Source organism: Fibrobacter sp. UWB16, from assembly GCF_900215325.1.
Lineage (GTDB): Bacteria > Fibrobacterota > Fibrobacteria > Fibrobacterales > Fibrobacteraceae > Fibrobacter.
Map to the genome: position 1 here is coordinate 419,487 of NZ_OCMS01000003.1, position 24,810 is coordinate 444,296.

Consider the following 24,810-nt stretch of genomic DNA (forward strand, 5'->3'; position numbering starts at 1 on the left):
CGTCCAATAGCATACATTTATGGGTGGGGATAGTAGGTTAATAAAAAAGGGAGGATCTCATGAAAAAGAGAGTTCTTGGTTTAGCTTTTCTTCTTTGCGCAAACTCATTCGCCGTTACAAGCCAATTCCGCGGCGTCAATTGGGCTGATAAGCGCGACAACTTCGTCTCGGACGTTCTCGTACTTTCGGGCTTAAGCCTTTCCGACAATCATGAATCGGCTTATGCCATTGCCGACCGTATTGTCGGGCAGTTCCAGGAAGTGCTTGGTACAAACAGCGTGCGCATGCCGGTGAACGAACCGACCATTCTTAAAGCTTTTGACATGTATTCGGGTGCTTTGGATGCTGCTCTTGAACATGGTCGAGTGGCTATGGGCTACTGGGGCCCTGCGCAGCCTGCGGGGCCCAAGAACATGGACGATTGGTGGAAAATGTGGGCGAAACTCGTCGAAACATACGGCGACCATCCGAACGCCTACTTTGAAATTTTCAACGAACCGCACATGTATAACAAGACGGATCTCCGCAACCTCTATGCGGAATGGCTCAAGAAATTCCCGAACGTCCCGCGCGACCACATTTTGCTCGATGGCTCCGGCCTCGCTTGGAACGTTCCGGACATCGCTGACGACCCGCGCTTTGAAGGCTGCCTCTTTGCCGTTCACGAATACACGTTCTGGAACATGAGCATCACTACCGAACAGGGTTGGAAAAACAGCTTCAAGGGCAAGGTTGGCAAGTACATTGACCGCACCGTTTGCACGGAATGGGGCGGCGCCATGAGTCCTGGCGACAAGGCGGGCGTGCATTACGACTATCAGGATTACAACAAGGCTCCCACCAACTACTTCACGGCTTACATCCGCGGCATGTCCGATCAGCTCCGCGAATGGGAAATGGGCAGTTTCTACTGGCCGGGCCTCCGCGATGGTGACTGGTACAGTATGACCAAGCGCAGTGGCGAGGGTGTAAATACCAAGCTCCAGATTGTGAACCAGTCTGGCGTGGACCGCATGCAAATGGCTTGGGCCGATACTGTTGAAACAACGCCTCCTCAACAGGACCCGTTTGGCGGTTTTGATGCGGATGGAAAAGCAATCGCAGGCAAGCCTGCCGCAATCCCTGGTAAAATCGAAGCCGAAAACTATGACCTCGGCGGTAGCCGCGTCTCGTTCTACGACAAGTCTTCCGCAAACGAAGGCGGTGCTTACCGCAAGGACGCCGTGGACATTGTTGCGCTAGATTCCGCAGACCTCTCGAAGGGCTATGCTTTAGGCTACACGCAGGATGGCGAATGGCTCGAATACACCGTCAATGTGGCAAAAACGGCGAAATTCACTGTCGAAGTGCAAATGGCGACGGCTTCTGAAAAGGCGGGCGTGCAGCTCTTTATCGACAACAAGGCTGTTTCTGACGGCATCATCGCAAAACAGGGCGAGGATTGGTCGACTTATACCGCTGTGCAAGCCCAATTGGGTGAAATTGCAGCCGGAGAACACGTCCTCAAGATGCAAATTGTGGGCAATTACGTGAATATCGACAATATTCGCTTCTGCGAAGGCGAAAAATGCGAAGAAACCGTCGGAATCCGCGCAAATCGCGCTTCCTCCGTGCGCACTCTCGAAAACACCTCCCCGCGTCTCCGCGTCCAAAACAACAAGCTCTTTGTCGAGAAAAATGGCAAACGCTTCGACCTCACCGGCCACCGCATCAAGTAAGCATTGTCATGCCCGCCGAAGCCTCTCATGCCCGACGCCTGTCCTCGCTTGACGGGGATGATCGGGCATCTCCATTACGAATATTCCATTATGGACTTTTTATCAATAATATGTAATTGCTTTTTCTGAACATATTCTCAAAAAGAGGATATGTTTAGAATGGTTATGGGTATTAACCGTGTACGAGGATTAGGTATATGAGAAAACTGTCTCTCTCTTTGGCTGCAGTAGCCGTTGCTGGTTTTGTCTCCGTTGCTAACGCTGCCCTTGCCGATGGCGGTGCAAAATTCCTGGGCAATATTACTACGGGCGGCCAGATTCGTAGCGACTTTGCTCAATATTGGAACCAGATTACACCCGAAAACGGCTGTAAGTGGGGCTCCATCCATTCCCTTTCTAACGGCAACAGCGGTACAAGCAAGTTTGCCTGGGACAACTTCGACAAGTGCGAAAGCGCCTACAAGTGGGCCAAGGAAAAACCGGGCGAACGCCACTTCAAGTTCCACGCCCTCGTTTGGGGTTCCCAGTACCCGAACTTCCTCTGCAAAAAGAAAAATCCGGGCATTACCGTAGAACTCACCAAAAAGTACATCACCGAATGGTTCGATGCCGTTGCCGCGAAGTTCCCGGACCTCGAATACATTGACGTGGTGAACGAAGCTATTTGGGCGGGTAACAACTACCACTCTGGTTACGGCAAGCCTGCTGCAGGTGCCGAAGGGCACAGCACCGACGATACCGAATGCGGTGGCTCCTACATTATCGAAGCCCTCGGTGGTGACCGCGTTGTAAATGGCAAGCACCAGTACGACTTTATTACGAACGCCTTCAAGATGGCCCGCGAACGTTGGCCGAAGGCTGTACTTATCTATAACGACTACAACACGCTCTCCTGGCAGATCAACGAAGGTATCGAACTTATCCAGACCATCGTCAAGAATGGCGCTCCGGTCGATGCCTACGGTCAGCAGGCTCACGACTGCAAGGGCATGAGCAAGTCCGATTTCGAAAGCAAGATGACCCGCATCCATAACGAGACGGGCCTCCCGCTCCTCGTTTCGGAATACGATATCGGCGAAGCCGACGATACCAAGCAGAAAAACGATTACGCAAACCAGATTCCGTTCATGTGGGAAACGCCGTGGGTTGCTGGCATCACGATCTGGGGCTATATCAATGGTTCTACTTGGGTTGCAAACACCGGCCTTATCGAAAAGGATGGCCGCAAGCGCGCTTCCATGAACTGGCTCGAAGACTACTTCGCCAAGAACTTGAGCAAGGGCAAGAACGATGTGACCTTCACTCCGGTTGAACCCGAACCGCAGCTTCCGTTCAAGGGAGAACCGATTGCCATTCCGGGTAAGGTCGAAGCCGAAGATTTCGATATCCCGGGTGTGGGCGTCAACGAAGACGGTACGAGCAACCAGTCCTATAGCGACGATTCCGAAAATCACGGCGATAGCGATTACCGCAAGGACACGGGCGTTGACCTTTACAAGAAGGCGACCGGCGTAATCGTGGGCTACAACAGTGAAGGCGACTGGCTCGAATGGACCGTGAACGTGAAGGAAGCGGGCGACTACACGATGTTTGCCGCCGTGGCTGCCGCGGGTTCTACCTCCAGCTTCCAACTCTCTCTCGATGGCAAGGCGCTTACCGAAAAGATTACTGTCCCCGCTGCCAAGGAAGGTGAAGAAAATTACGACGACTACAACAAGGTCAAGGCCAACGTGACTCTCCCGGAAGGCAAACATGTTCTCCGCATGGATGTAACCGGCGCCTGGTTTGACGTGGACTACTTCACCTTCGTGAAGGGCAAGGACGCTACCGACCCCGAACCGATCGAAGAAGAAATTCCGGATGCCATTCAGTCGAACCTCCGCATGAATTACCCGGTTCTCAGCGATTACGATGTCTTTGACATGAACGGCGTCCGTCTCGGCCGCATGAGCGCCTACTCCGTAGACGAAGCCGTGATGACCCTCAAGAATACGAGCGCCATCAAGGTCCAGGGAATCTACCTGCTTCGTTCCGTCAAGAGCGGCATGGTAAAGTCCGTCCGCGTGACCCGTTAAAATATCCTAATCCATAACTTCCCCGAATGGGGGAGCCTTAAATACCCAAAGGCCTTCGAGCTCACCCTCGAAGGTCCTTTTTTTGCGTTAATTACAAAACATTTTTTTTCGGTATAATGCGAGATTTTTGTGTAATTAAATGATTGCTTATTGTCGTTGTGAGAATAAAGCGTCGGCCAAGGATGGGGAGGGTGCAGGGAGGGGCCCGTGCGGCCTTCGCAACTCCGAGCTGGGGCCCCGCCCGCATGACGTACTTTTTGAATAGTAATGGAATTTTAAAAGGTTTTAACTTAAAAAACATGTTTTTGTAAAAATTCCATTATGGACATTTTGTCAATGATAAATTTTGGACTTTTTGGGGCAATTTTTAAAAACAAAGATATGTTTATAATGGTTGTATGGGACTCTTAACCTATGAGGATGTGGAATATGAAATCAAAATGTTTGAAAGGTTTATTGGCTGCTGCACTTTTGGGTGGCGCAGTAAGTTCTTACGCAGGTCCAGGCCTTGCCGATGGCGCAGCCAAGTTCATTGGTAACATTACCCAGAGTAATAGTGTCGGCTCAGACTTTACTGCGCTCTGGAACCAGGCTACGGCCGAAAACGGCTGTAAGTGGGGTTCCGTCGAAGGTACTCGTGGCCGTTACAACTGGGGTGCCTGCGATGCTGCCTATAACTGGGCAAAGCAGAACGGGGGTCACTTCAAGTTCCACGCTTTGGTGTGGGGCTCCCAGTATCCGAACTGGCTCAATGGCCTTAGCACAGACGAAACGAAGAAGGCGATTACCGCCTGGTTCGATGCGGTCAAGGAACATTACCCCGATCTCGAAATGATCGACGTGGTGAACGAAGCTATCCGCACGGGCAACAACAGCTATCATTCTCCTTATGGCAAGAACAACAACATCATTCCGGCACTCGGTGGCGATAATGGTGGCAATTACCAGTTCGTAACGACCGCCTTCAAGATGGCGCGCGAACGTTGGCCGAAGGCTATCCTCATTTATAACGACTATAACACGGTTCAGTGGAACAAGGATCAGGGCATTCAGCTTATCCAGACCATCAAGAAAAACGGTGCTCCGGTTGACGCATACGGCTTGCAGGCCCACGACATGATGAGCCAGGGCGGTGGCGCTGGTGGTACTGGTGGTGGTGGCTCCTGCTTGAGCATCAATACGCTCAAGAGTGTTCTCAAGGAAATCTGGGACAAGACCCAGACCCCGATGTTCATCAGCGAATACGACATTGCAACTACCGACGACAATATCCAGAAGCAGTGCTACTCCGAACAGATTTCTCACTTCATGGAAAACGAACACATTGCCGGCATTACCATCTGGGGCTACATTTATGGTCGCACTTGGCTCGACTGTAACGGCACTGCGAGTGGCTGCTCCGGCATTGTCAAGAATGGCCAGGACCGCGCCGCTTTGAAGTGGATGAGGGAGTACCTCAAGAGCAACAAGGGCGTGAACACGACTGGCCTCAATACTGGTGTTCTCACTCCGGTTGACCCTGTTCCGCAGGAACCGTTCAAGGGCGAAGCTCTCGCTGTTCCGGGCAAGATTGAAGTCGAAGATTTCGATAAGCCGGGCCAGGGCAAGAACGAAGACGGTACGAGCAACGAATCCTATGGCGACGATTCCGAAAACCATGGCGACTCCGACTACCGCAAGGATACCGGTGCAGACCTTTACAAGAAGGCTACTGGCGTTGCTCTCGGCTACAACACTACGGGTGACTGGTACGAATACACCATCAACATTGCCGAAGCTGGCGACTACACCGCAATCGCTTCTGTTGCTACCGAAGGCACGGGCGCATTCACGCTCTCCCTCGATGGCAAGTCTCTCGCTGAATTCGAAGTCACTGGCACAAGCTACGACGACTTCTCCGACGTGAAGAAGAAGGTGACGCTCCCGGCCGGTAAGCACGTGCTCCGCCTCGATGTGACCCAGCAGTACTTCGACATCGACTACATCAACTTTGTGAAGGGCGAAGTTGCCGATAATCCGGGTGGTGGCAATGAACCGCCGATTTCCATCAACCAGAAGATTCAGTATCAGGCTCCGAGAATTGGCAGCTACGACGTCTTCGACGCAAATGGTGTCCGTCTTGGCCGTATGAACGCATACTCCATGAACGAAGCCATGCAGATTCTCAAGAGCTCTAACGAAGTCAAGAACAACGGCATCTACATGCTCCGCTCCGTCCAGAATGGCGCTGTGAAGTCTGTTCGTATCTCTCGCTAAAAGGAATCCTAATCCATAACTCCCCTAAACCAAACGGGGAGCCTTAAATACCCAAAGGCCTTCGAGGTAACACTCGAAGGTTCTTTTTTTGTACTTTGTCACCCCGGCCTCCGTTCCGGGTGGGGGCGGCATACACACTTGCGATTGCTTTGTCCCCCCGGCCTGTCACCCCGGCCTCCGTGCCGGGGTCACCATCTCGTTTTTCAATCTTCCTATTACTTTGTCATGCCCGGCTTGACCGGGCATCTCCATCTAGACATTTTGGCAATGATAAATTTTCTCCTATTTGGATAAACTGAGAATAAGTTTATAGTGGTGTTAGAGTACTAACCTAAGAGGATGGTTGGAAATGAAATCAAATTTCATTAAGGGTATATTGTATGCTGCACTTATGGGTGGAGCAGTTAATTCGTTTGCAGGCCCCGGCATGGTCGATGGCGGTGCAAAGTTTCTAGGAAATATTACAACTCGCGGCCAGGTTCAGTCCGATTTCGGGACTTACTGGAACCAGATTACCGCCGAAAACGAATGCAAGTGGGCGTCCATCGAAGGCACTCGCGGTCGTTACAATTGGTCGGGCTGCGGTGCTTGCTATAACTGGGCAAAAAAGAATGGTGGCAAGTTCAAGTTCCACGCTCTTGTGTGGGGCTCCCAGTACCCGAACTGGCTCAATGGCCTTAGCACGGACGAAACCAAGAAGGCGATTACCGCATGGTTCGATGCCGTTGCCGCTCATTACCCCGATCTCGAAATGATTGACGTGGTGAATGAAGCTATCAAGTCGGGTGGCAGCTACCATTCCGGTTATGGCAGAAACAATAATATTATTCCTGCTCTCGGCGGCGATAACGGCAACTACGAATTCGTGGCGACTGCCTTTAAGATGGCGCGCGAACGTTGGCCGAAGGCTATCCTTATCTATAATGACTATAACACGTTCAGGTGGCAGATTAACGAAGGTATCGACCTCGTGAACAAGCTCGTGAAGCAGGGAGCTCCGGTCGATGCTTATGGTCAGCAGGCCCATGACTTGACCGACATGAACGCCAACGATTTCAAGAGCGCCTTGAACAAGATCCAGAATAGCGTCAAGAATGCCAAGGGCGAACCGATGCCGCTCTTCATTACCGAATACGATATCGGTACGGATAACGACAACCAGCAGAAACAGCGCTACTCCGAACAGATTCCCGCATTCTGGGAATCTCCGCAGGTCGCGGGCATTACCCTCTGGGGCTACATCTACGGTGCTACCTGGACTACGAACGGAAACTCCGGTCTTATCAAGAATGGTAGCGACCGTCCGGCAATGACCTGGCTCAAGCAGTATTTCAAGGAACACCTCAAGGACGGTAAGGACAATACGGGCCTTTTTGCTCCGTATGTCCCGCCTGAGCCGGTGCCGCGCAAGCCGTTCAAGGGCTCTGCTTTGGCAATCCCGGGCAAGATTGAAGTTGAAGACTTTGATATTACCGGCGTCGGTGAAACGGATGGCGTAAGCAATGTTACTTACAGCGATGGCGACCCGGAAAACCATGGTGATTCCGATTACCGCAAGAGCGATGCGGCGGATGTCGATATCTACAAGAAGGCGACTGGAAACATTGTTGGCTATAATACGACTGGTGATTGGCTGGAATACTCTGTCGACATCGCGGACGCGGGCGACTACACGGCTACGGCATCTGTTGCCGCAAATGGATCAGGCTCTTTTAAGCTCTCCATTGATGGAAAGTCTGTCGGCGAATTCGATGTGACTGGCACAAGCTACGATGATTTCATTGACGTGAAGAAAAAGGTGACGCTCCCGGCCGGTAAGCATACTCTCCGTTTGGATGTGACGGCACAATACTTCGATATCGACTATATCAACTTCACAAAGGGCGATAGTGATGAACCGCCTATCGCTATCCAGACTCAGATCCGCTACGAATACCCGGAAGTCAGCGACTACTACGTCTTTGACGTGAATGGTGTTCGTATCGGTCGTATGAGTGCTTATACCATGGACGAAGCTGTGACAACGCTCAAGAACACGAGTGCCATCAAGGTCCAGGGCGTCTATATGCTCCGTTCTGTCAAGAATGGTGAAGTAAAGTCGGTCCGTGTCGCCCGCTAACTAGAATTCCTAATCCATAACTCCCCAATAGGGAGCCTATTACACCCAAAGGCCTTCGAGGTTCCCCCCTCGAAGGTTCTTTTTTTGCAGTGTCACCCCGAAATACGTCATTCTCGACCTGTCACCCCGGCCTATCACTCCGGCCTGTCATCCTGAGCGAAGCGAAGGATCCAGTTATTTCTTGAATTCTCGTTATTCCGGAATTGCCATATGTGTCATGCCCGACTTGATCTCTTTGACTACTTGCAGCTATGCTGCTTAGTAGTCATGATCCGCGTATGGGGAGGACTTCTCCCTCTCGTTGTGTGACAAAAAGCAAAAAAACTGAAAATTCGGGATTTTCTAGGGCTCATATTACCTTAATCCATAAAATTGATGTATTTTAATTAATTGCAGAAAGGGAGCAATTATGAGTGATAGTGAAAATCAGGTTGCATACGCTGAACTGTTCTCGGAAATATTTTACGAACAGTTCATTTCCGCATATTATGTCAATTTGCTGGATTTTTCGTATGTCGTTTACTATTGCAAAAAAGGCCTTGAAAAAAAGTATGGCAATGGCGAAAATGCCGTATCTGCCCTCCAGAAGTTTATTTCCGAAGATGTCCATCCCGATGACCGCGATGTGCTGAAGGATATGCTATCTGTAGCTTATGTCCGTGGCCGCCTTAAAAAAGAAAGCAGTTTCTCGTTTGTAGTGCGTGAAATTGTGACCGGCAAGGAACGCTATTGCAAGCTCCAGGTTACCCGTGGCCGCGATGAAGACCACATGGCCATCTGCTTCTTGAATGTCGATGACGAAATCCGTAAACGCATGAAGGTCGAGGAAGGCTACCGCGTCATCCAGGCCCTTGCCATGGAATTCAATGCACTTTACCGCATCGATCTTGATTCGGAAAAAATGCATTCCTATGTCAAGTCGCAGACGGCACGCATTTTTGAAAAAGAGCTCCGCGGCGAGATGCTCTATTCCGAGGCTTTAGAGAAATATGCCAAAGAAATTGTAAGTAGCGAAGATGCCAAGCGAGTCTTGACATTGGCGTCTATTGAGAGCATTCGCGAAAGGTTTTCAAGGCAGAGCCACTTCGAGGTGGACTACAAGAATCGCGATGGCCGCTATTTCCAGATGAAATTCGTCCGGGTTTCCGATGAAAAATCGCCTGTGGTAGTGCTTGGCATTGCAGACCGCGACGAAGAAAAACGTTCGGACGTGATGAACCGCGAATTTTCCGAAATTGCAAATGCGTTGAGCGTTGAGTACGAAATTATTTACTATGTGAACTTGAATGACAATTCGTACGACGTGTTCAACCAGGAAAGTAGCTATATCAAGCTCAAGCTCCTGATGAGCCGCCAAAACTTTTTCGAAGAATGTACGAGAGACATCAAGAAGATTATCTACCCGCAAGATGTTGAACGGTTGACTTCGGTCATGAATAAGGATTTTTTGCTCTCCCAGCTTGAGGGAGACAAAACCTTTTCAACCGAATATAGGCTTATGGTCAATGGCGAGCCGCAATACTACCGCCTTAAGGCCCTTTGGTCCAAAGCTGCTGATGACCACATTATTATCGCTGTTGCCAATATCCACAAGGAAGTCCTTGCCCGTAAAGAGCGCGAACGCAACATGGAACGCAACTTCGACATTATCAATGTGCTTGCGACGGAATTCACCTCGGTCTACTATGTTGATCTTGATACGGATACGTTCACTCCTTACACGGTGAGCGACTATGCCGAAGTCAATTACGGAAAGCTGTATCAACACGATAATTGTTATTCTAAAGTGTTCAAGTCGTATGTCGATGGATTTGTCCATGAACTTGATAAGAAAAGAATTGGTGATTTTGCTTCTATTGAACATATCAAGAAATTGCTTGAAGGCCAAAAATCGTTTATAGCGCACTACAGAAAATACGATACTGGAGGAACCCGTTTTAGCGAGATAAAGTTCGTGAAAGTCGGTTCGCAAAATGAAACGCCGCGTGCTGTTGTAGTTTGTTTTGCCGACAAGGATGCCGAAATTCTAAACCGCTATGTTGATAGCAAGCTTTATGAAGATTATTTTGGCGTTTATTTTGTGAATCTCGAAGACGATACTGTCCGCAGTATCCGTGAATCGGCGGTTTACGAGAAAGGTAAAACTTATGGCGGCTTTATCAAGTACAGTAGCGCTATTCTTGAGTTCAGCAAGGAGGTCTTGCCGGAGTTCCGCGAAACTTGGGAAAACATGGCGAACGTTGATTTTATGCGTTCATACTTGGCAGATGTCGATAAGCGCGAGTACAGCTACCGTGCGCTCAAGGGTGAATGGCGTCGCGTGACGACGTTTGTCCTGGAACGTAGAAATGGCGTGCCGTTGACCTTTATTATGGCGTTCATGTTCATTGACAATATAACCGCTCAAAAGATGGAACTGGATGCAAAGATTGCTGAACAGAAGCAGGAACTTGAGAAACAGCAGAAACTTCTGGAACAGGCTCTTGTGCAGGCCGAAAAGGCGAACAACGCAAAGACGATGTTCCTTTCGAACATGTCACATGACATCCGCACGCCGATGAATGCCATTATCGGTTTTACAAACCTTGCGCTGAATAATTTGGATGACCCTGTGCTGGTCAAGAATTATTTGAACAAGACTGTCGTTTCGAGTACGCATTTGCTCTCGCTCATCAATGATATTCTCGATATGAGCCGCATTGAGTCGGGCAAGATTCGCCTTGAAGAGGTAAACTGCAACTTGTCCGAAATCATGCATGACCTGAATACGATTGTCTTAGGTCAGGCGAGTGAAAAACAGCAAAAACTTTACATGGATACGTTCAATATCGAGAACGAACTTGTTATTTGTGACAAGCTGCGCTTGCATCAGATGCTGATCAACCTGCTTTCAAATGCGGTCAAGTTTACGCCGATGGGCGGTAATATCCACGTGTTTGTCCGTCAGACCGCTAGCGATGAAAAAACGGGAACGTACGAGTTCCATGTCAAGGATGATGGCATCGGCATGAGTCCGGAATTCTTGAAAGTCCTGTACCAACCGTTTGAACGCGAACGCACTTCAACGATTTCCAAGACGCAAGGGACTGGGCTTGGAATGTCTATCACCAAGAAAATTGTTGATATGATGGGAGGCTCCATAAATGTTGTGAGCGCCCCTAATCAGGGAACGGAATTCATCATTCATCTGAAACTAAAAATCCAGGATACTTCTGCGGATTTGACGAATCTCGAAGCGTTGCAGAATGCTCGCGCTCTCGTTGTCGCTAGTGATTACAATGCATGCTCCAGCGCTACAAACCTTCTGCGCCGTTTGGGAATGCGCGCAGAATGGACGATGTATGGCCGTGAAGCGGTGCTGCGTGCAAAAGAAGCTGTTGACCGTCACGAATGCTATTCAGTCATTGTTCTTGACGACTTGTTGCTCGATATGGAAAGTATTGACGCCGTGGAACAATTGCGCATGATTCCGGGGAGCGATAATCCGATTATCCTCATGGCGTCCTATGACAGTGCAAACATTGAAAAAAGTGCGCGCGAAGCGGGTGTGACTGCGTTTATAAGCAAACCGCTATTCCTCACGGAAATGCATGATGTCTTGGCCCGTGCCACAGGTGTTCTGAAAGACGATGTGAAAGTGGAGTGCGTTAAATCTGAGAATTTTGTCGGTAAGAAAATCCTTCTTGTCGAAGACAATGAGCTCAATCGTGAAATTGCACAAAGCGTCCTTGAAGAATTGGGCTTTGTTGTTAATTGTGCCGAAGACGGCTGTGTCGCTTTAGGAATGCTCAAAATGGCAAAGCAGGGCGCCTATGACTTGATTTTGATGGATGTGCAGATGCCTGTGATGGATGGCCTCGAAGCCACTCGCCAGATTAGGTCTTTGCGCGACGATTACTTCAAGAATGTCCCGATTATAGCGATGACTGCGAATGCGTTTGAAGAAGACCGCAAGGCGGCAATTGATGCTGGCATGAACGAGCATGTCGCAAAGCCCATTGACGTTGAAAAACTCAAGAAAGTCCTTCGCAAATTCTTAGGATAAATTCTCGCGCATTGTCATGCCCGTGCTTTTTACAATGTCATTCCCCTAACGGGGCTTGACTTGTTCGCCTCGGATATAGAAACATGCAAGCATATTTCTGCATCGCTCGGCTCCGTTGTCATTCCGGCCTCTGTGCCGGGATCGCCATTATTTAATATTGACGTTGAAAAACTCAAGAAAGTCCTTCGTAAATTCTTAGGATAAATTCTCGCGCATTGTCATGCCCGTGCTTTTTACAATGTCATTCCCCTAACGGGGCTTGACTTGTTCGCCTCGGATATAGAAACATGCAAGCATATTTCTGCATCGCTCGGCTCCGTTGTCATTCCGGCCTCTGTGCCGGGATCGCCATTATTTAATAAATTCTACATTCCCGTACACCGAAATGAGCTCTGGGTGCTCCGGGTCGCGCCTATTCCAGCACTGTTGGACTTTAATCTTGCACGGGCGCTTTTCGCCTTTGACTCGCATTTCGCTGTTGAACGTAAACGAATCATTGTTCAGCTGCGGATCGTGCAACAACTTTACAAATTCATCCCAATTCTCGCGCCCGAAGATGTTCCAGAATTCGCTGTTGTTTTCGGGCTCGACCATAGTCTTCGGGAAACTCAATGCCTTTGCATTTTTTGCTTCAAGCTTGAGTAGGGGCGGTTCATACGTGTATTCGAACGTAACTCCTCTTTGCAGTGATGCAAAGAACTTACTTTTTTTACGCTCGTTGACATATTGCTGGAAAATGTGGCTTTCTGTGTCTTCGGTACTTTCGAAAATGGAACGTGCGATTTTAGCAAAGTCCGCATCGCTCAACTTGCTCGTGCGTTGGTCGTTCAGTTCCTTAGGCAGCGTGTCGGCGACATCGCCGAGGCATTCCAGGAGGAGCGGGTTGAAGACGCCGCATTCGTTATTGCGAATCATCTCAAGAGCCTTCTCGTGGCTGAACGCCTTCTTGTAGCAACGTTCGCTAGTAAGTGCGTCGTAAACGTCGGCAACAGAGACAACCTGTGCACTGATAGGAATTTCATTACCCTTGAGGCCGTCGGGGTAGCCGCGGCCGTCCCAGCGTTCATGGTGCCAACGACAAATGTTATAAGCAAACTTCATCAGAGGCTCGTTCTTGAAGAACTGGATGGCGTCAAGCATCTTGGCGCCGTTCATGGAGTGTTGCTTCATGATTTCGAATTCTTCTTTCGTGAGCTTGCCTGGCTTGTTCAAAATTTCGTCAGGAATTGTAATCTTCCCGATGTCGTGCATCGAAGAAGCCGTTGCTATGGTGCCGATTTCTTCTTCGGTGATGTTGTATTCGTTGGTTCGCTTGAGGAGCGCGCGTAAAAGAATATCGGTAATCTTTTTGATGTGCAAGACGTGCTGGCCGCTTTCGCCGTTACGGAATTCAACGATGTGGCTCAGAATGGAAATCAGCATGTCGCTGTTTCGAGTTCTCTCGTAAATCTTGTCAGTTACGAGTTCCGAAAGCTGCATCTGTTTCACGTATAGATTGATTGTGTTGCGGACTCGCGTTTGCACGACCATCTGGTCGAACGGGCGGTAAATAAAGTCGGTCACGCCGAGCGAAAATGCTCTTTCTACTTGTGGCGTAGATGTCTCTGCCGAAATCATGACGACTGGGGTTCCTTTGATCCATCCTTTATCGTTCATGACTTCGAGAACTTCGAGTCCATCGCGCCCGGGCATAATCATGTCCAACAGGACAAGCGTAATATCTTTGGCTTTTGTACCGAGAATCTCGATGGCTTCGTCACCGTCTTTTGCTTCGATGATATCATATTCGTCACAGAGCAGATCCGAAAGTACGACTCTGTTCATGGCGTCATCATCGACAATCAAAATTTTTGCACGTTCGTTGCTCATGGTCGAAGCACCAATTTTATTTTCTCTTTCTTAAGTGGTTGTACCTCTCTAATTTAAGAAAAATGTAACGAAAAAGGGCGTTTTATCTCTTGAAAAATCAAAATACCCCTTCCATTTGCGCAAAATCACCATGTTTTTCTAAATTTTTCTCGAAATGCCGAAACCAGCAAATTACTTCCCCGCAATAGACGGTCTCCGTCTCCTCGCAAGCCTGAATATTGTCATGCTCCATTTGGGCAGTTCTAACGCCCTTATGTACATGTCCGATTGCAAGTGGGTGATGCCCATTATCTCGGCGCCTGCCTTTGCTGCGGGCATCTTCTACGTGTTGGCCGGTTTCCTCTTTGCAAGCAAGTATAGCGACCCGGAACGCAGCATTCCGGTGATCCCGTTCATGTTCAGTCGCATCGCAAAACTTTACCGCTTGCACTTCTTCATGACGCTTCTCATGTTTGTGCTGATTGTGTTCAAGATGAGTGGCTACACGCATTTGCCTGCGTTTTCCGAAATTGGTGATTGTGCTTCGGCGGGATTAGCTAAGATGTTCCACCCGTGGCGGAGCTTGCTCATGCACCTAACGCTCACGTGGTCGATCGCCCCGGATCTTGGCATGAAGTTGAATGAACCGTCCTGGTCTCTTACGAGCTTTTTCCTCTGCTATGCGATTACGCCGTGGTTCAGCCGTTGGCTTATCAAGCAGAACCGTCGTACGCTCTGGATTCTCTTTGGCGGTGTGTTTGTTCCGGGAATTTTTTGGGCGGTTGTATATGGCAATTCGGGCAATTTATGGTTTGATGGTTTCGATGCCAAGTACCGCTTTTTCCACATGTTTGCGCCTGTACGCGTTTTTGAATATTTGTTTGGCATGGTGCTTTACCGCCTTTACAACGAGGGCGTTTTTGAGGTCTTTAAAAAGGATTATGTAAGTGGCGTTGCTCAGGCGCTTTTGCTCCTCGCACTTTACGGAAGCCTCTTCCTCATGCGTCCTGATATTAACCCTGGGTATAATTACTTTATCCACCACAGCCTTCCGATTTTCATTTACGGCATGTTTGTGGTGAGCCTTCTTTCGGGCAAGGGCTTCTTGGCGAGATTCTTCTGCATCCCGCTTGTGCGTCGTGTTGGCCGTGCGTCTTTCTACCCGTACTTGATCCATCTGCCCATCATTACATTTGCATGGGGCATTTGCAACCTGAACCGTCCGAAGAATACCATCCTTTTGCTCCTCTTTGTCTATACGGTCAGCACACTTTACATGGAATTTAAAATCTGGCGCCGTAAAAAAGCAAAAGCAAAGGCCTAAATCCGAGACTTTATTCGTTTTTTCTCAAACAAGTCCTAAAAATATGTGTATTTTATACACTAGGGCGACTGGAGACGCCCGTTGGAAGGGAATTCTTGTTGGAGGATCAACAAATCATGGACTGTCTTGAATCGTCAGAATTGACTCATGCGATTCTATCGAGTGCAGGCGTCGGCTTGTGGACGATCGAAGTCGATGAAGGTCACCCTCCACGAATGTATGCCGATAAAGCTCTTCTCCAGATTCTTGGATTCCCTGAAGAAACGCTCCCCGAAGACCTCTACAATTTATGGTGCAATAACGTAGACCTCTCATATTACGAGGCTTATGCTGAATTTGTGGACCAGATGACTCGCGGTGAAATGTCCGAACTGGAGTACGCCTGGAACCACCAGTCGCGCGGGGTCATATTCCTGCAAAATCATGGCAAGCGCAATGACAAGTACACGCGCGGCATGCGTCTTGAAGGCTGCTGCACCGACGTGACGGAACAGGTCGAATTCAAGATGCACGTGCGCGAACTCGACCAGTATTCCGATATTGCAAACACGCTTGGCGATGGTTTCGATAATATTTATTACGTCGATATCAACGACAACTCGTTCATTGAATTTAACGCCCAAGGTGTCGTGAAGACTCTCGATGCCAAGAACTGCAATGACTTTTTTGTGGGTTTTGAACAGGCTCTTGAAAAGGTTGTGTACAGGGAAGACTGGGATGCAGTCAAGAATTTTGTAGACAAGGAAAAGCTGTTGCACGGCTTGGAAAAAGACCGAGCGGTGTCTGTCTCTTTCCGTTTTTCGTTTGACGGGCGTCTAGTATATTACCGTTTAAAAGCGGCGAAGACTCCTGATTCAGAAAATCACATCGTCGTGACGCTTGAAAACGTCGATGAAGAGGAATCCGCCAAGGCCGAACGCAAGGCGATTGCAAACCGCGACATGGCTGTGATTTCAGGCTTGTCCGATGACTTCGGCTGCGTGGTGTACGTGGATTACGAGACTCTTTCCGAGGTGCATTACCGCTTTGACCCCATGTTTGATGAGATGGTTCCGGGGTGGTCCAAAATCGACAACTTCGGTAAACGTCTGGAAGTGCTTGTTAATACCGTTGTTCACCCGAGCGATCGCGAATCGTTCTGCGCCGCGACTGAACCTGCAAAAGTACTTGACATGGTCGAACATGAACACATGTACTTCGTCAACTTCAGATTGCAGGTCAATGGTGAAGATGTTTATTACCAGATTAAATTTGTCAAGGACGAAAATTTCAAGAACCATGTAATTGCCGGTTTCCATAGCGTCGATGCCGAAACAAAACGCGAAATGGCGAGCCTTGAAAAAGCCGAACTTGCAAACAAGGCGAAGAGCGCGTTCCTCTTCAACATGTCTCATGACATCCGCACGCCGCTTAACGCGATGATTGGCTTTACCGATATGGCGGTCAAGAATATTGATGACAAGGCCAAGGCGCTGGATTGCCTCAGCAAGTCGAAACTTTCGAGTGAACACCTTTTGTCCTTGATCAACGATGTGCTGGATATGTCGCGCATTGAAAGCGGCAAGGTGGAACTGGACTTGAATCCGGTCAACTTGAACGAGAATGGCGAAGACTATGTTCCGATGCTCCGTTCCCTTGCCGAAAAGAAAAACGTGCATTTCGAGTTCAGTCACCACGATATCACGAATGCCTATGTGTATGTAGACTTTCTGCGCATGAACCAGGTGATTATCAATGTGGTTTCGAATGCGGTGAAATATACGCCGTCGGGCGGCTCGGTCACTGTTGACGTATGCCAAATCCCATCGGATCGCGAAGGCTTTGGACTATACCAGTTTGTCATTCAGGATACGGGAATCGGCATGAGCGCCGAATACCAGCAGCACCTTTTTGACGAGTTCTCCCGCGAGCGGACTTCTACGGTGAGTAAGCAGCAGGGAACTGGCCTTGGGCTTGCCATTACCAAGCGCATTATCGATATGATGGAAGGCTCTATCGAAGTGGAAAGCAAGGTGGGTGAGGGATCCAAGTTTACTATCCGTATCCCGATGCGCATTCAGGAACATCCCGAAAATGTTGAACAGGTGCGTTTTGCTCATTCGGAAGAAGAGCCTGTTTCATTCGAAGGGTTCAAGATTTTAGTTGTCGAGGACAACGAACTGAATCTCGAAATATCCAAGGATATTTTGGAAAGTGCAGGTGTCGTCGTAGAATCTGCCGAAGACGGCTCTATCGCTGTAGAACGTTTAAAAGAAAAAGGCCCGGACTATTACGATTGCATTTTGATGGACATCCAGATGCCGGTGATGGATGGCTTTGAAGCGACACGCACCATCCGCAAGATGTTCCCGGACAAGCGCATTCCGATTATTGCGCTTTCTGCAAATGCATTTGATGAAGACCGTCGTAAGTCCCTTGAAGCGGGCATGGATGGACATTTGGCAAAGCCCATCGTCATTGCCCAACTCGAAGACTCGTTAAAAAAATATCTCAAGAAATAACGTCTCCGTCATCCTGACGCTGAAAGCGGAAGGATCCAGTGAATCTAAATAATTATTCCAATTGCTTTATCCCATTGACTGCAACATTGTAGTCCGCTTCGACTTTTTCCAAGAGTGCTTGCGAGTTTGCGGTGAATGCTTCCGGACGCAGGTCTTCGGTGAGTTCGCTACTCGATGCGGAGAGCTTGTTCAGCCCTAGATTGGCGGCAACGCCCTTAAGCGTGTGTGCTGCACGGAATGCAGTCTTTGCATCATTGTTTGCAAAGGCTGTTTTGAGTTCGTTAAAGCTCGGGTCGTTCAAAAAAAGTCCCAAATATTTTGCAACGCGAGATTCCATGCGGAGTCTTTCAAGAACTTCGTTCAACGATTCACCGAGAGAGCTGTAAAATTCAGAGAGTGTCATAAGTTCATCCTAACCTTAATGTAAAATGTCGATGTGTCCATAAGCGGATTCGAGTACGGGATTTTCTTTTGTCGATTGGTTCCAGATCTGAAGCAACCTGACTGTGCAAGGGGTACTCTTGCCGTCTATGTTGAAAGTTTGTTTGATAAGGACCGGCTTGTCCTTGGGGGCGGTTTTGCGGTGCAGGATTTTCCTGATTTTCAACAGGTTTTCGTCTGCTGTTGCGTCATGTGCAAGGCTGCCTATGTTGCCATCTTCGTCAACGATTGTCTTTGGAAGCCCGAGCAATTGTGATGCTTTTGGCGAAAGCTTAATGACCGAAGGCGAGTAAGTGTATTCAAAAAGAATGCCGTTTATCATGGACTCGTAGAAGTGGCTTTTCTTGCGCTCGTCAATGAACTGCCTAAACGCTTGGTTGTAAATCGGGTACTTGTGGTCGTTCATCATCGCATCGGCGATGTAGAAAAAGTCCTTGTCTGCCTGCTTGCTCCAGTCGAATGTCTGGAGCGAGACAACAAGCTTGTCAGCGATGGCATCAAGGCATTCAATCAAAACCGGATTGAACACGCCGCATTCGTTGTTGTGGATCATCTCGAGCGCTTTTTCGTGAGTGAATGCATGCTTGTAGCAACGTTCGCTCGTGAGCGCGTCGTAAACGTCTGCGATAGAAACAATCTGTGCCGCTATGGGGATTTCGTCGCCCTTGAGTCCATCCGGATAACCCCTGCCGTCCCAGCGTTCATGATGCCAACGGCAAATCTCGTAGGCGTATTTCATCAGGGGCTCGTCGTTACCGACCGGCACTGCATTCAGCATCTGGGCGCAATTGATTGTGTGCCCTTTCATGATGTTGAATTCTTCTGGCGTGAGCTTGCCTGGCTTGTTCAGGATTTCATCGGGGATTGTGATTTTCCCGATGTCGTGCATGGACGATGCCGTACAGATAATGCCGATGTCGTTTCTGTTGATCTGGTATTTTTTTGTGCGGTGCAGGAGCTCTCGCAAAAGCATTTCTGTGATGGTGTTGATGTGCAGCACGTGCATTCCGCTTTCTCCATTGCGGAATTCCACGATATGGCTCAGCATGGTCACCATCATGCTGTTGTTGCGCGTCTTTTCGTAAATCTGGTTTAAAACGAGGTCGGAGAGACTTTTTTGCTTTTTGTACAGGCGGATGGTGTTGTTCACGCGATTTTTGAGAACCATCTCGTCAAAAGGTCGTGCAATAAAGTCCGTGACTCCGAGCATGTAGGCGCCTTCGATCAGGGCGTGTGCGTTTTCTGCTGAAATCATGATGACCGGTATTTCATTGATCCAACCGTTTTTGTTCATGATAGCGAGCACTTCCAGGCCGTCTTTTTCGGGCATGACCATGTCGAGTAGCACGAGCGAAATTTCAGAGGTCTTTTCCCTGAGTAAAAGCAAAGCTTCGTTGCCGTTTTCCGCTTCGATAATATTGTATTTGTCGCTGAGTATGTCCGATAACAGGGCTCTATTTAAAGCCACATCGTCAACAATCAGTATAAGAGGTCGCTTTTCAACCATACCACACATTCCTTTAGCTCCCAAATACAATACATTTTAAATGTATATAATTTTAAAAACGGAACGTAAGAAAATTATAACTTCTTTGGGGTTGTTGCTCATAATCACTGTTTTTGAGGTTTTATTAGACCAAATTGTAGTATTCAAAATTAATCGGTATTGCAATATATATAAAAATTGTATATATATTGTAATATAAATGTAATAAGCTTAGGCGGGCTAATGTTTATGCGTGCGAAAAAACTGATTTTTTTGTTTGCCCTGCTGCTGGTTAGTTATGCATGCGCCTCTCCACGATCTGTAAAAGTGGGGTTTTTCGCTAATTCTGGCTATCACGAAATCTTGTCGAATGGCCAAAAAAGTGGTTACGGTTATGAATTGCTTTCCGAAATATCCCGGTTTGCAGACTTGAATTACGAGTTTGTCGGCTACGACAAAAACTGGGATGATATGTTGGAGATGCTCCGGAACGGTGAAATTGATCTAGTCTCGTCGGCGCAGAAAAAAATTAAGGATGGAACTCCTTTTGACTATTCGTTGCCGGTGGGACCGGACTCCAATTATATCGTCGTCCGCAAGTCCGATAAGGTACTGCTCGATGAAATCAATTATGGCATCCGCCAAATGGATATGGTGGATCCGAACTGGAAAAATAGGCTTTACCTCAAATATTATGGCTCTGAAAATTTGGCGTATTCAGTTTTTAACGAGCGTGAACGTGTTTACTTGAAGGATTTTCTTCGCCAAAATAGAACGCTCAAGGTGACCGTACAAAATGCCAAGGCTCCGTATGCTTACATAGAAAACGGGGTCGCCAAGGGAATCCTTTTAGATATTTTTGCTGAAATTGCGCGTCCGCATGACCTGAAATATGAATTTGTGGTACCGGCGGCAAACGATACGGACAATGTGACGAAAATAAAAAAATGGCATATTGTCCTTGATGGTCATTATGGCATGGCCGGTGGCGATGACGGCTGGGTGTTTACTCCGTTGTACTTGCGGGACCTAGTGCTCGACGGTTACGATAGTTTGCTTTACGGGATGCGTATCGCTGTGCCGCGTGATGCTCCACGTGAAGTTGCGTCTATCCTGACAAAGGGCGTTTTGATGCTTTCGCCAAAGAGCATGCGTGAATATGTAGTCAAGTATGCGGGGTTCCGTATGCCGAATTATTCCGGAGAGCTTTTGCGAATTCACTCTCATGCTGCTGCCGTGTTTGGTGCCGTTTTGGGAATTCTTGGGCTAGCCCTGATTGCCTCTCTCGTCTGGATTGCGGTCAGGCGCAAACTGAAAAATCGTCAAGAAGTGCTGGATTCCAGGTTGCGCGATGCCGAAGCCTTTGCGGCAGAAGCTAAAGAGGCGAAGTCGAAGTTCTTGCTCAACATGAGCCATGATATTCGTACGCCGATGAACGCCATTATCGGCTATTCGGAACGAGCCGAACGCCATCTCGAAAACAAGACGGATGTCTTGGATGCATTGAAAAAGATCCGTATTTCGGGCGGATATTTGCTCCAGCTGATTGAAGAAGTTCTGGATATGGCAAAAATTGAGTCTGGACGGGTTTTGCTGAAAGAACGCATGATGAACATTACCTCTTGCATGACTGAATTTTGCGAGGGCTGCATGCCCATGATGAATCATAAGAATATTTCATTTATTTGGGATTTCTCGGTCATCAAGAATAAATTTGTAATAGCGAATGTCAGTAGCTTGCGCCAGATTCTATATAACATTATTTCGAATGCCCAAAAGTTTACGCCTTATGGCGGACGCGTTGTTTTTACGATTGAGGAATTGCCTTGCCGAGTCGATGGCTATGCTGTATATGATTTTGAAATAAGCGATAATGGCCTTGGCATGTCCAAGGAGTTTTTGGACCACATCTATGATGAATTCTCTCGCGAGCAGTCTTCGACGCAGAGCGGTGTGCAAGGGACTGGCCTTGGCATGTCTATTGTCAAGCACCTTGTCGATATGATGGGCGCTGAAATTTCCATCCAGAGCGAGGTTGGGCTTGGCACTACTGTACGTGTGCGGACCCAGTTCAAGATTGCGACCGAAAGCGATGTTTCCATTGACGGCTGCGAACACAATTCTGTTGAAGTTGGGGATTTCCTGAAAGGTAAGCGCGTCTTGCTTGTTGAAGATAATGAATTTAATAGGGAAGTCGCCCTGGATTTCTTGCAGGATGCGCAGATGACGGTCGAAATTGCCGAAAATGGTTTGGAAGCTGTGGCAAAAGTCAAGGAACACGCCCCTGATTATTATGACTGTATCCTGATGGATATTCAAATGCCTGTCATGGATGGCTATGAGGCGACTCGGGCAATTCGCCAAGCTTTCCCGCAGGCGAAAATTCCGATTATTGCGGTGTCGGCAAATGCGTTTGAAGAAGATCGGCAAAAGTCGTTGGCCGCGGGAATGGATGATCATTTGGCAAAGCCGATCGTTGTTGCGAAAGTCTTTGAATCAATGTATTCTTTAATGCAAAGAAAAATTAACGAAAAATAGTAGTTTAGGAACATTTTAAGAACACTTTTGATGTGATTTACCGCATTATGTCAATCCTTTTACAAAAGAAGGGTTGATTTTTTATATGCTATCAAACTATCTTTTAACTTGGATGGGTGAAATCTTTTTTTTAAAAGGAATTCATATGAAGAATTTGGCAAAAGTTATGTTTGGCGTTGCTGCAGCTGCTGCAGTGACGGCTTCTGCTGCAGGACAGTTCCCGTTCCCGCAGAACATGAAGTACCCGCACGGTCATATCATTGAATATGCCGATACGGACATGATCAAGGAACATTATAAGCTGTGGAAACAGGCTTGGTACCAGGCTAGCAATGGTTGGGTGCTCGCTCCGGAAGGAACTTGCTCTACTGTTTCCGAAGCTATTGCATATGGTATGTTGATTTCCGTCTACATGGACGATCAGGATGTTTTCAAGAATCTTTATAAGACTTGGACTGGCAACAGCGCTGGTGCCAATGGCGGTATGAACTGGCGTATCGGTTGCAGCGGCGGTACTGGTACTGCATCTGACGCTGACTTCGACGCTGCTCTTGCTCTCGTGATGGCATCCAAGCAGTGGAATGACGCTTCTTACCTCACAGCAGGTAAGTCCCTCATTTCTTGGATTGCTTCCAACGATATCGCAAGCAACAAGATTAAGCCGGGTAACCAGTGGAATGACGGTTTCAACCCGAGCTATGCAACGACTGCTAACTTCCAGCTCTTCCAGGATGTTGCTGGCGGTTCTTGGTCTAGCGTCATCTCCCAGGCTTACACTGACTTGAACGGTTGCCAGGATTCTAAGACTGGTCTCGTTCCGGACTGGTGCGACTGGAATTCTCACAAGCCGATTTTGACGTCTGCTGCCGTTTCTAACGATATCGGTTTCTACGATGACGCTGCCCGTACTCCGTGGCGTATGGCTATGGCTTATTACTGGTACGGTGATACCAAGGCTCAGGCTTTCAACAAGAAAGTTGTGGAATGGCTCATCCCGGAAACCCGCACTGCTAGTGGTGTAAATTCGGGCTATAAGTACGATGGCGGTCAGTACTATGCTGATGAAAGCGATATTCGCAACTTTGTTTCTTCTACGTTCTCTGGTGGTCTTGGCCTCGCTACTTCTTCTATCGAAAGTGCTGAAGCAAAGACTTATCTCGGTACCGTTTACAAGGTTCTCAAGGAAAAGAAGAGCTGCTCTACCGCTCAGGGTTGCGGTGAAGGCTCTGTCGCCGGTGAAAAGTACTATCCGGCAACTTTGAACATGATTTACCTCCTCCTCGTGACGGGTAACATGCCTAACCTCTACAATACCACTGGTTTCACTCCGTTCACTCCGGATCCGAGCAAGGCTCCGTCCATCAAGGAAGGCGACGGTGAACACATGGCATTCGGTGATACGACTGTGGGCGTTTCTGGTCTCTGGAACTGGGGTGCATACCACGACAAGCTCGGTATCGGAACCAAGATGGTCCCGGATTCTGGCGATTCTCCGCTTTACAGATTGGATGACGGCACTGTCATTGCTCGTGCTTCTATGGAAATTGGTCCGGAACCGGAATGGACTGCGGAAGCTGCCGCTGCTGGTACCCTCAAGTATCCGTCTGCTGGTATCGCCGTTTCCTTCAAGAAGGATGATTGCAAGAAGGACAAGAGCTGCGGTGTGGACTTCTCTGCTCTCGGCATTAAGTACATCCGCGTGACGGCTAAGTCTACTGGCCCGATCCGCATGGCAATCCTCAATACCATCACGGATGAAAACGAAGAAAAGAAGGTCGAAAATGCTGGTGCTGGTTCTGAACCGGGCGTTTATGTCGACAATTCTGAAGACTACAAGGAAGTGCTCTACGATATGACCCCGAGCGACTACGGCTTCAAGGGTGCTGGTGCTGGCCTCGAAATCGATATCCTCGACTGGGTTAGCAGAAACAATGCTCCGGAAGGTGTTGAAATCATCAAGAAGATCAAGGGTCTCAAGTGGGAAGTCAAGGATGCTAAGGGTGGCCTCGGTGAAATCTCCATCAAGGCTATCGAATTCCTCGATGCAAGCAAGACTGCTATTGACCCGGTCAAGCTCACTGGCGTGGAAATCAAGCCGGTCAGCCTCTACAAGGTCTCCATGATGCCGACCTTCAGCGTCCGCGCAAACGGCATGCAGGTCGAAATCAACGGTGCTAAGGCTGGTAGCGTGTTCGCTGTCTACAACATGCAGGGCAAGGCAATTGCCGGTGGCATGCTCATGAGCAGCAACATGACGGTCCGCGTCTCGACCACGGGTTCTTACATCGTTCGCGTTGGTTCCGAAATGAACCGCGTCAACGTCAAGTAATTCAACTTTGAATTCCTAAAAAGCGAAAAGCCGAGGCGAATGCCTCGGCTTTTTGCTTTGTCATCCCGGCCTGTCATCCTGGAGCCTGCCCTGAGCGCAGTCGAAGGGTGCCGGGGGCGTCTTACACAAT

General features: G+C 48.6%; 12 protein-coding genes. 9 read left to right on the forward strand and 3 right to left on the reverse strand.

Features of this window, described 5'->3' with window-relative positions; genetic code table 11:
• Positions 1–59: 59 nt before the first annotated feature.
• The 5 genes from CRN95_RS11525 (at position 60) to CRN95_RS11550 (ending at position 12,213) form a co-directional block, all read left to right on the forward strand.
• Positions 60–1,718, forward strand: coding sequence for a carbohydrate-binding protein (locus tag CRN95_RS11525; protein ID WP_097020974.1), 1,659 nt, complete (start codon positions 60–62; stop codon positions 1,716–1,718).
• A gap of 197 nt (positions 1,719–1,915) precedes the next feature.
• The gene (locus CRN95_RS11530) at positions 1,916–3,793 is read left to right on the forward strand and encodes an endo-1,4-beta-xylanase (protein ID WP_097020975.1); all 1,878 of its coding nucleotides are present in this window, start codon (positions 1,916–1,918) and stop codon (positions 3,791–3,793) included.
• Between the two features lie 429 nt (positions 3,794–4,222).
• On the forward strand, positions 4,223–6,049 hold the full coding sequence (locus CRN95_RS11540; protein ID WP_088630396.1) for an endo-1,4-beta-xylanase: 1,827 nt from the start codon (positions 4,223–4,225) through the stop codon (positions 6,047–6,049).
• A 349-nt stretch (positions 6,050–6,398) separates the two neighbouring features.
• Positions 6,399–8,168 carry an endo-1,4-beta-xylanase gene (locus tag CRN95_RS11545; protein WP_097021065.1) on the forward strand — a complete coding sequence of 590 codons (1,770 nt, stop codon included), beginning with the start codon at positions 6,399–6,401 and terminating at the stop codon, positions 8,166–8,168.
• Between the two features lie 409 nt (positions 8,169–8,577).
• Positions 8,578–12,213, forward strand: a complete 3,636-nt coding sequence (locus tag CRN95_RS11550; protein WP_097020976.1) for a response regulator — start codon at positions 8,578–8,580, stop codon at positions 12,211–12,213.
• Between the two features lie 351 nt (positions 12,214–12,564).
• Here the strand turns inward: CRN95_RS11550 and CRN95_RS11555 are convergent, their stop codons facing one another.
• On the reverse strand, positions 12,565–14,082 hold the full coding sequence (locus CRN95_RS11555) for an HD-GYP domain-containing protein (protein ID WP_097020977.1): 1,518 nt from the start codon (positions 14,080–14,082) through the stop codon (positions 12,565–12,567).
• A gap of 154 nt (positions 14,083–14,236) precedes the next feature.
• Here CRN95_RS11555 and CRN95_RS11560 point away from each other — a divergent pair, with 154 nt between their 5' ends.
• Positions 14,237–15,385 (forward strand): acyltransferase, encoded by a 1,149-nt coding sequence (locus CRN95_RS11560; RefSeq protein ID WP_097020978.1) that lies wholly within the window; start codon positions 14,237–14,239, stop codon positions 15,383–15,385.
• Positions 15,386–15,501: 116 nt separating this feature from the next.
• Positions 15,502–17,886, forward strand: a complete 2,385-nt coding sequence (locus CRN95_RS11565) for a hybrid sensor histidine kinase/response regulator (protein WP_097020979.1) — start codon at positions 15,502–15,504, stop codon at positions 17,884–17,886.
• 52 nt (positions 17,887–17,938) lie between these two features.
• Here the strand turns inward: CRN95_RS11565 and CRN95_RS11570 are convergent, their stop codons facing one another.
• Together CRN95_RS11570 and CRN95_RS11575 are read right to left on the reverse strand one after the other, a co-directional pair.
• Positions 17,939–18,289: an Hpt domain-containing protein gene (locus CRN95_RS11570; RefSeq protein WP_097020980.1), complete on the reverse strand. Its 351-nt coding sequence runs from the start codon at positions 18,287–18,289 to the stop codon at positions 17,939–17,941.
• 15 nt (positions 18,290–18,304) lie between these two features.
• Positions 18,305–19,834 carry an HD-GYP domain-containing protein gene (locus CRN95_RS11575; protein WP_097020981.1) on the reverse strand — a complete coding sequence of 510 codons (1,530 nt, stop codon included), beginning with the start codon at positions 19,832–19,834 and terminating at the stop codon, positions 18,305–18,307.
• A gap of 306 nt (positions 19,835–20,140) precedes the next feature.
• Between CRN95_RS11575 and CRN95_RS11580 the strand changes: the two genes are divergently transcribed.
• Together CRN95_RS11580 and CRN95_RS11585 are read left to right on the forward strand one after the other, a co-directional pair.
• A complete protein-coding gene (locus CRN95_RS11580) occupies positions 20,141–22,351 on the forward strand; it encodes a response regulator (RefSeq protein ID WP_159462312.1) in 2,211 nt (736 codons plus the stop codon).
• 145 nt (positions 22,352–22,496) lie between these two features.
• Positions 22,497–24,680, forward strand: coding sequence for a glycosyl hydrolase family 8 (locus tag CRN95_RS11585; protein ID WP_235003011.1), 2,184 nt, complete (start codon positions 22,497–22,499; stop codon positions 24,678–24,680).
• Positions 24,681–24,810: the final 130 nt, after the last annotated feature.